Source organism: Rhodococcus sp. EPR-157, assembly GCF_001647195.1.
GTDB lineage: Bacteria > Actinomycetota > Actinomycetes > Mycobacteriales > Mycobacteriaceae > Rhodococcoides.
The window spans coordinates 1-9,121 of the sequence record NZ_LVCV01000690.1 but is presented as its reverse complement, the minus strand read 5'-3'; the positions used below and the strand labels follow the sequence as shown (position 1 = coordinate 9,121).

Below are 9,121 nucleotides of genomic sequence, written 5' to 3'. Positions count from 1 at the left end.
CCACGACCGGGCCGTCGTCGACCGGGATCTTCGCGAGCATCTGCCTGATCGCGGCCAGCTCACGGACCCATGCCTCGGGGTGGCGCGGCCACGGCGGAACGGGATGGGCCGCGAACACGAGAGGCGAAATCCCGCCGGGAACGTGCACGCGCGCCGACAGCAGTTCTGTCACATAGCCGTCGTGGCGCTCGTGGTCAGATAGCGGGTGACGCGAATAGATCCCCGTGCCCTCGCCGCCTGCCGCCGGACTGACGAACGACTCCGGTAGCCGGTCTCGGAGACCCGCGTCGAACAGACGCTGATGCGCCTGCGGGGTCAGCTCGACGACCGTCAGGACATCGGGTTCGTACTTGTCCAGCAGGGCAATGATTGCCTCGGTGTCGGCCTGACCGAGCAAGATGTTCGCATGCAGGACGGTGAACGGAGTCCCCAACGCCGGTCGACGCCGGAACCGCCGGATCCAGAGCGGCGCCTGGGTCCACGCTGCGGCAAGAATCGCTGCACCGCCGATTGCGGCACCTGTCCACCCCAGGCCGAAGGTCAACATAACTGCTCCCGGAACCGAACCGAACATCGGAATGCGGGCGAGGGAACCGGCGACGAGAACGGCCTGGCTTCGCGAATCCACCAGGTGCGCCACCACGGCCAACAGTGCAGCCGTCACAAAAGCGGCGCCGAGAACGATGATCATCTTGGGCAGTCTCCCACCTCGATCTGAGGGGAGCCTGGGAGATGTCACCGCATGCTACTGTTCGGTCGCTTTTCGCCGAACGGATAGGGAACAATCACTTCTCGGGTCGGATCGAGTGCAGGGGACACACCACACGTGAAACGCAGGCAACTGCTTCAGCTGGCAGCCGCAGGACTGGTCGGATTGGCGGCACCGCCCGTTGTCGCGGCGGGACGCGCTGGAGCGTTGCCGATCGGCGTCGGTTCGATCCGGTCACTCGTCCCCGAGTTGTTCGCCGATCCGCCGCGTCCGCCCGATCATTCGTCCGTCATCGTGATCGGCTCGGGCTTCGGTGCGAGCGCCGCTGCTCTTCGGCTCGCCCAGGCCGGAAGCCAGGTCACGATCCTCGAGCGCGGGCTCCGGTGGCCACGTGATCCGTGGCGCGAGATCTTCACCGCAGACATGACCGCCGACGGGCGTGGACTGTGGCAGCAAGGCTCGTTCACCAACATCACCGGCATGCCCGTCGGGCCGGTCGACCGTTTCAATGGCGTGCTCGACACGACCCGGTTCGAGAACCTCTCGGTGTGGCGCGCAGCGGCTGTCGGCGGTGGGTCCATCGTCTACACCGGCGTCACCATCGCTCCCGAAAAGCGGTACTTCGACATGTCCTTCGGCGGTCGGCTCGACTACGACGAGATGGCGTCATCCTGGTACCCCAGGGCACGGTCGATGCTGCTGCCGTCGACGATCCCCGCCGATATCTACGACAGCCCGAACTTCGCGCATTCACGGACGTGGGACGACCATGCCCGACGCGCCGGCTTCCAACCCCAAGCGGTCGACGGCACCTGGAACTGGAACGTCGTACGCGACGAGATCGCCGGACGATCCCGCCCGTCGGCGATCGTCGGGGCGAGCACATTCGGAAACTCGAACGGCGCCAAGTACGACCTGACGCAGAACTACATTCCGCAAGCCGAGGGCACCGGCCGTGCGACTGTGTGCCACAGCCACGAGGTCGCCTCGATCGGCACCGAATCCGGCGGCCGATACCGCGTCGAGGTCCGACGGCTCGATCCCGAGGGCAACGTCCTCGAAACGAGAACGGTGACGTGCGACAAGCTCGTCCTCGGCGCCGGCTCGATCGGCACCACGGAGCTTCTGCTGCGCGCGCAAGCCACCGGCGCGCTGGGAAATCTGAACGAATTCGTCGGGCGCGGTTGGGGAACCAACGGCGATGCGTCCATGACGCGCTCGCTCGGTCCCGCCGCAGGCGTTCCGCAGGCAGCGCCGTGTGCCTCGCGCATCGTCGACGAATCGAGCATTCCCGTCACCGTCGAGAACTGGTATGTCCCCGGTGTGCCATGGGATCTCGGTTTCCTCGGCTCACTCGGCATGACCATCGACCCGCTACGCGCGGACTTCCGATACGACGCCGCAAGCGACGGTATGACACTGTCCTGGCCGCGGGGCGGCAGCCGCGACACTGTCGAAGCGCTACGCGCAGTGCAGAACAGGATGGCCGAGGCCGGCGGCACCGTCGTATCGGCTGAGCCGTTCACTCGTGACGTCGACGACACGTTCACTGCGCATCCACTCGGCGGCGCGGTCCTCGGCGACGTCACCGACTCCTACGGCCGAGTCAAAGGTCACGACGGTCTGTACGTCATGGACGGCGCGTTGATCCCCGGCAGCACCGGCGCGGTCAACCCGTCGCTGACCATCACAGCGCTCGCAGAGCGCAACGTTGCTCGGGTGATCGCCGACGGGCGCTGACTGTCCCCTCTTCTTCGAACCGTGTCCCTCGACAGTCCACGGTTGACCTGGAGTGCACTCGAGGTTTTAGGTTCGTAGACATGCACTCCCCCAACAACTCTCCCGTCGGAACCTGGCAACAACTTCTGACCGGTCGCTACCTCGGCACCGCCACGGTTCTCGCAGGCGGCGTCGCGTTGTACGCGACCAACGTCTACCTCACGACAAGCCTGCTCCCCACCGCCATCGAGGAGATCGGCGGCGAACGCTACTACGCGTGGACGGCGACAGTGTTCCTCATCGCGTCCGTGGTCTCCTCGATGATGGTCAGCAACCTCCTCGCCGCCCGAGGGCCGAGAGGGGCCTACCTGATCGGGCTCACGGTCTTCGCGCTCGGCACCGTCGTGTGTGCACTCAGTCCGACGATGGAACTCCTCCTGGTCGGCCGAACCGTTCAAGGCGCGGGAGGTGGTCTACTGGCCGGTCTCGGCTACGCCGTCATCAACGCCGCGCTCCCGAAACATCTCTGGACGCGTGGCGCAGCACTGGTATCGGCCATGTGGGGCGTCGGAACGTTCGCTGGGCCCGCGATCGGTGGAGTCTTCGCTCAATTCGGTGCGTGGAGACTGGCATTCGGCGTGCTGGTCATCGCAGCCATCGCAGTAGGTGCCCTCGTCCCCCGTGCACTTCCGGCGCATACCGCCGGTAGCTCCACCCGGAGCCCGGTACCGGTTCTCTCGCTGGCTCTGTTGACCGCAGCAGCGCTGTTGGTGAGCGTCGCAGGAATCATGTCCCATCTCGCCGTCACCGCAACCATGGTTGTCGCGGCGGTACTACTGCTGGTCGCATTCGTCGCAGCCGACCGACGCACCGATCACGGCGTGCTGCCGCCGTCGACGTTCAGTCGATCCTCGCTGAAGTGGGTGTACCTGACGATCGTCGTGCTCGCCGTTGCGTCGACAGTCGAAACGTTCATCCCGCTCTTCGGCCAGCGACTCGCAGGATTGGCGCCTCTCGCTGCCGGATTCCTCGGTGCGGCTCTGGCTTTGGGATGGACTCTCGGTGAGATCCCCAGCGCCTCGGCCTCGTCACCACGCGTCGTGCGGCGAATCATCATCGCCGGGCCGGTCCTCGTCGCCGTCGGGCTGGGAATCATGGCTGCGTTCCTGACCGATCAGGCGGGAGCCGGTGTCCTTGTCGCATGGATCGTCGGACTGCTTGTCGCGGGCGCCGGAATCGGCATCGCCTGGCCGCACCTGGCGGTCGGTGCAATGACTGCTGTTGCCGAACCTGGCGAGGGCGCACGGGCTTCGGCCGCCATCAACACAATTCAGCTGATCGCCAACGCGTTCGGCGCAGCTCTGGCCGGTGTGCTGGTGAACATCGGGGAGCCCTCGACGCTGCACTCGGCACAGCTGCTGCTCGGCACGTTCGCTGCCGTCGCAATCATCGGAGTGGCAGTGGCTGCTCGGGCGGTTCCGCGAACGGATCGCGAGCATCGGGTCGCGGCGACTTCGGAACGTTAGGTCTGAACACGAAAAAGCCCCGCACCCAAACTGGGTGCGGGGCTTCCTAGTGGTGCGGTTGAGTGCACACACGCACACTCAACCGTGCCACTGCGACTTTCGTCGCTCAGCGGTATTCGTTGGAGAAACCGTAGTCGTCGAGCGGCACTGCGGCACCGGTGTTCTGGCCGAAGCCGTCCGGGCTGTAGTACTGATCGTCGTACGACGGCACCGCGTATGCCGCGGCACGTGCCTCCTCGGTGGGCTGCACCTGGATGTTCCGGTACCGGTTGATGCCGGTACCAGCCGGGATGAGCTTACCGATGATGACGTTCTCCTTGAGACCGATGAGCTTGTCGCTGCGGGTGTTGATAGCCGCATCGGTGAGCACACGAGTGGTCTCCTGGAAGGACGCTGCCGACAGCCACGAATCGGTTGCCAGCGATGCCTTGGTGATACCCATCAGGACCGGACGTCCGGCTGCGGGCTCGCCACCTTCGGCGACGACGCGACGGTTCGACGCCTCGAACTCGCTGCGCTCGGTCAGAGAACCGGGCAGGAATTCGGTGGAGCCGGAGTCGATGATCGTCACACGACGGAGCATCTGGCGCACGATCGTCTCGACGTGCTTGTCGTGAATCGACACGCCCTGACTGCGGTACACCTCCTGGACCTCGTTGACCAGGTGGATCTGAACCTGGCGAGGACCCATCACGCGCAGAACCTCGTGCGGATCGGCAGCACCTTCCATGAGCTGCTGGCCGACCTCGACGTGGTCACCGTCCGCCAAGAGGCGCTCGGTGCCGTCGTCGTGCTTGAAGACGCGCAGACGCTGACGCTTGGAGAGCTTGTCGTAGACAACCTCTTCGCCGCCGTCGTCCGGGACGATGGTGATCTTGTAGAAACGATCGCCGTCCTCGAGCTGGATGCGTCCCGACACGTCCGCGATGGGAGCCTTGCCCTTCGGCACACGTGCCTCGAACAGCTCCGTCACGCGAGGCAGACCACCGGTGATGTCATCTCCGGCGACACCACCCTGGTGGAAGGTACGCATGGTGAGCTGCGTTCCGGGCTCACCGATCGACTGTGCTGCGACGATACCGACGGCCTCGCCGATGTCGACGAGCTTGCCGGTGGCCATCGAACGGCCGTAGCAGGTAGCGCAGACGCCGGTGCCGGTGGTGCAGGTGAGCACCGATCGGACCTTGACCTCGGTGATGCCTGCCTCGATGAGAGCGTCGATAGCGGGGTCGCCGACATCGTGGCCACGGGCGACGATGATGTTGCCGTTCGCGTCGACCGCATCCGTTGCGAGTGTGCGTGCACGAGTACTGGTCTCGACGTGTGCGTCGCGAATCATCGTGCCGTCGGCGAGCTTCTCGGCGATGGTCGTGACGATGCCGCGCTCGGTGCCACAGTCGGTCTCCCGAACGATGACATCCTGCGAGACGTCCACGAGACGACGCGTCAGGTAGCCCGAGTCGGCGGTACGAAGCGCCGTGTCGGCCAGACCCTTACGAGCACCGTGCGTGTTGATGAAGTACTCGAGGACCGTCAGGCCTTCCTTGAAGGAAGACTTGATCGGACGCGGGATGAACTCACCCTTCGGGTTGGTCACCAGGCCCTTCATACCGGCGAGCGACCGCACCTGAGTCATGTTTCCGGCTGCGCCGGACTTCACGATCATCGGGATGGGGTTGTCGTCGGGGAAGTGTGCCTCCATGGCCTTACCGACCATCTCGGTAGCGTCCTGCCAGATCTTGACCAACGCGGAGTTGCGCTCGACCTTGTCGAGTGCGCCACGCTGGTACTTCTTCTCGATCTGATCGGCCTGAGCCTCGAACGTCTCCATGATCTGCGGCTTCTCCGGCGGCACGAGGACATCGGAGATCGAGATGGTGACACCCGAACGCGTGGCCCAGTAGAAGCCTGCATCCTTGAGCTTGTCGACGGTCTGCGCGACGACGATCATCGGGTAACGCTCGGCGAGATCGTTGATGATGGTCGACTGACGCTTCTTCGGCATCTGCTCGTTGACGAACGGGTAGTCCGCCGGAAGCAGCTCGTTGAAGATGACGCGTCCGAGGGTGGTCTGTGCGGTCCATGCTTCGCCGCGACGCCACCCGTTCGGGAACTGCTCGGCCTCGACGTCGAGCGGCGGACGCTGCGTCGTCAAGCGCACACGAATGAGCGACTGCACGGTGAGCGAACCACGGTCGACGGCCATCTGAGCCTCGGCCGGGCTGGAGTACGCACCGAACTCGGCATGGTCGGTCTTGGCATCGGCACGTTCACCGATGGCACCGTCGTCGAGACGAGTCAGGTGGAACAGACCCGTGACCATGTCCAGACGCGGCATGGCGAGCGGACGACCCGATGCAGGCGAGAGGATGTTGTTCGAGGACAGCATCAGAATGCGAGCCTCGGCCTGTGCCTCTGCAGACAGCGGAAGGTGGACAGCCATCTGGTCACCGTCGAAGTCGGCGTTGAACGCCTCACAGACGAGCGGGTGCAGCTGGATGGCCTTGCCCTCGACGAGCTGTGGCTCGAACGCCTGGATGCCCAACCGGTGCAGGGTAGGTGCACGGTTCAGCAGCACGGGGTGCTCGGCGATGACCTCTTCGAGAACGTCCCACACCTGCGGACGCTGACGCTCGACCATGCGCTTGGCCGACTTGATGTTCTGCGCGTGGTTCAGATCCACCAGACGCTTCATCACGAACGGCTTGAACAGTTCGAGAGCCATCAGCTTCGGCAGACCACACTGGTGCAGCTTGAGCTGAGGACCGACGACGATGACCGAACGGCCCGAGTAGTCGACGCGCTTTCCGAGGAGGTTCTGACGGAAGCGACCCTGCTTGCCCTTGAGCAAGTCGGACAACGACTTCAGCGGACGGTTACCCGGTCCGGTGACCGGACGTCCACGACGGCCGTTGTCGAACAGTGCGTCGACCGACTCCTGCAGCATCCGCTTCTCGTTGTTGACGATGATCTCGGGAGCACCGAGGTCGATCAGTCGCTTGAGGCGGTTGTTGCGGTTGATGACGCGGCGGTACAGGTCGTTGAGGTCGGACGTCGCGAAACGTCCACCGTCGAGCTGCACCATCGGACGAAGCTCCGGTGGGATGACCGGGACAGCGTCGAGAACCATGCCCATCGGCGAGTTGCGGCCGGCCTGAAACGCTGCGACGACCTTGAGTCGCTTGAGCGCACGAAGCTTCTTCTGGCCCTTGCCGCTGCGAATGGTCTCGCGGAGCGACTCGGCCTCGGCGTCGACGTCGAAGGTCTGCATGAGCTTCTGGATCGACTCGGCACCCATGGCACCGGTGAAGTACTCGCCGTAGCGATCGATGAGCTCACGGTAGATGAGCTCGTCGACGATGAGCTGCTTCGGCGACAGCTTGGTGAAGGTGGTCCAGATCTCTTCGAGACGATCCAGCTCACGCTGCGCGCGGTCACGGAGCTGACGCATTTCGCGCTCGCCGCCGTCCTTGACCTTGCGGCGGACGTCTGACTTGGCGCCCTCCGCCTCCAGCTCGGCAATGTCGGCTTCGAGCTTCTGCGCACGCGCCTCGAGGTCGGCGTCGCGCTGATCTGCGACTGCCTTCTTCTCGACCTCCATCTCGGCTTCCAGCGTCGAGAGCTCGTTGTGGCGGAGCTCGTCGTCGACGGTCGTGATGACGTAGGCAGCGAAGTAGATGATCTTTTCGAGATCCTTCGGAGCCAGGTCGAGCAGGTATCCGAGGCGTGACGGGACGCCCTTGAAGTACCAGATGTGCGTGACGGGTGCGGCCAGTTCGATGTGGCCCATGCGCTCACGGCGAACCTTGGCGCGAGTGACCTCGACGCCGCAACGCTCGCAGATGATGCCCTTGAAGCGGACGCGCTTGTACTTACCGCAGTAGCACTCCCAGTCCCGAGTGGGGCCGAAGATCTTCTCGCAGAAGAGGCCGTCCTTCTCGGGCTTGAGCGTGCGGTAGTTGATGGTCTCCGGCTTCTTGACCTCGCCGTAGGACCACTGACGGATGTCGTCTGCAGTGGCAAGGCCAATGCGGAGTTCATCGAAGAAGTTGACGTCGAGCACGTAACTTCCTTTCCCCGTTATGGGTGTTGTGATACCGAATCAAAAACAAGAAATATCGCCCGGAGGGCCTGCATCGCTGCAGGCCCTCCGGACCATAGAACTACTGCGCGAGATCGTCGACCGTGGCAGCTTCGTTGCGGGAGAGGTTGATTCCCAGGTTGGCTGCGGCACGCTCGAGATCCTCGTCGTCACCGTCGGCCATCGTGATGGCTGCGCCGTCCGAGGACAGCACCTCCACGTTGAGGCACAGCGACTGGAGCTCCTTGAGGAGCACCTTGAAGGACTCGGGGATACCGGGCTCCGGGATGTTCTCGCCCTTGACGATGGCCTCGTACACCTTCACGCGGCCGACAACGTCGTCCGACTTGATGGTGAGAAGCTCCTGCAGCGTGTAGGCAGCGCCGTACGCCTGCATTGCCCAGCACTCCATCTCACCGAAGCGCTGACCACCGAACTGAGCCTTACCACCGAGGGGCTGCTGCGTGATCATCGAGTACGGCCCGGTCGAACGAGCGTGGATCTTGTCGTCGACCAAGTGGTGCAGCTTGATGATGTACATGTAGCCCACCGACACCGGGTACGGGAACGGCTCGCCGGAACGGCCGTCGAACAACGTGGCCTTTCCGTCGGCGCCGACCATCTGCTCGCCGTCGCGGTTGGGGATCGTGCTCTCCAGCAAACCGGTGAGCTGATTCTCCTTGGCGCCGTCGAACACCGGGGTGGCGATGTTGCTGTCCGCAGGTGCCGACAGCATCTCCTCGGGCAGACGCTCGGCCCAATCGGGCCTCGTGCCGTCCGTCGCGACCTGAACATTCCAGCCGGTCTTGCCGATCCACCCGAGGTGGGTCTCCAAGATCTGACCGATGTTCATACGACGCGGAACACCGTGGGTGTTCAGGATGATGTCGATCGGGGTGCCGTCGGACAGGAACGGCATGTCCTCCTGCGGGAGGATCTTGCCGATGACGCCCTTGTTTCCGTGGCGGCCGGCCAGCTTGTCGCCGTCCTGGATCTTGCGCTTCTGAGCGACGTACACGCGAACGAGCTCGTTGACGCCGGGAGGCAGATCGTCGTCGTCCTCGCGTGAGAACACGCGAATGCCGA

General features: G+C 64.3%; 4 protein-coding genes and 1 pseudogene. 2 read left to right on the top strand and 3 right to left on the bottom strand.

Annotated features, from left to right (window positions below; translation table 11 throughout):
- The coding region (locus A2J03_RS29450; protein WP_068381788.1) for an endonuclease/exonuclease/phosphatase family protein at positions 1-691 on the bottom strand (691 nt) is incomplete at its 3' end.
- 135 nt (positions 692-826) lie between these two features.
- On the opposite strand from A2J03_RS29450, the gene A2J03_RS29445 reads away from it, so the two are divergent.
- Together A2J03_RS29445 and A2J03_RS29440 are read left to right on the top strand one after the other, a co-directional pair.
- Positions 827-2,449 (top strand): GMC oxidoreductase, encoded by a 1,623-nt coding sequence (locus A2J03_RS29445; protein WP_068381787.1) that lies wholly within the window; start codon positions 827-829, stop codon positions 2,447-2,449.
- A gap of 80 nt (positions 2,450-2,529) precedes the next feature.
- Positions 2,530-3,954, top strand: coding sequence for an MFS transporter (locus A2J03_RS29440; RefSeq protein WP_068381786.1), 1,425 nt, complete (start codon positions 2,530-2,532; stop codon positions 3,952-3,954).
- A 106-nt stretch (positions 3,955-4,060) separates the two neighbouring features.
- On the opposite strand, the gene A2J03_RS29435 is transcribed toward A2J03_RS29440, so the two are convergent.
- Both A2J03_RS29435 and A2J03_RS29430 read right to left on the bottom strand, forming a co-directional pair.
- Entirely contained in the window at positions 4,061-8,017 is a 3,957-nt protein-coding gene (locus tag A2J03_RS29435) for a DNA-directed RNA polymerase subunit beta' (protein ID WP_068381785.1), read from the bottom strand.
- Between the two features lie 100 nt (positions 8,018-8,117).
- Positions 8,118-9,121 (bottom strand): annotated as a pseudogene (locus A2J03_RS29430) (DNA-directed RNA polymerase subunit beta); the annotation flags it as partial.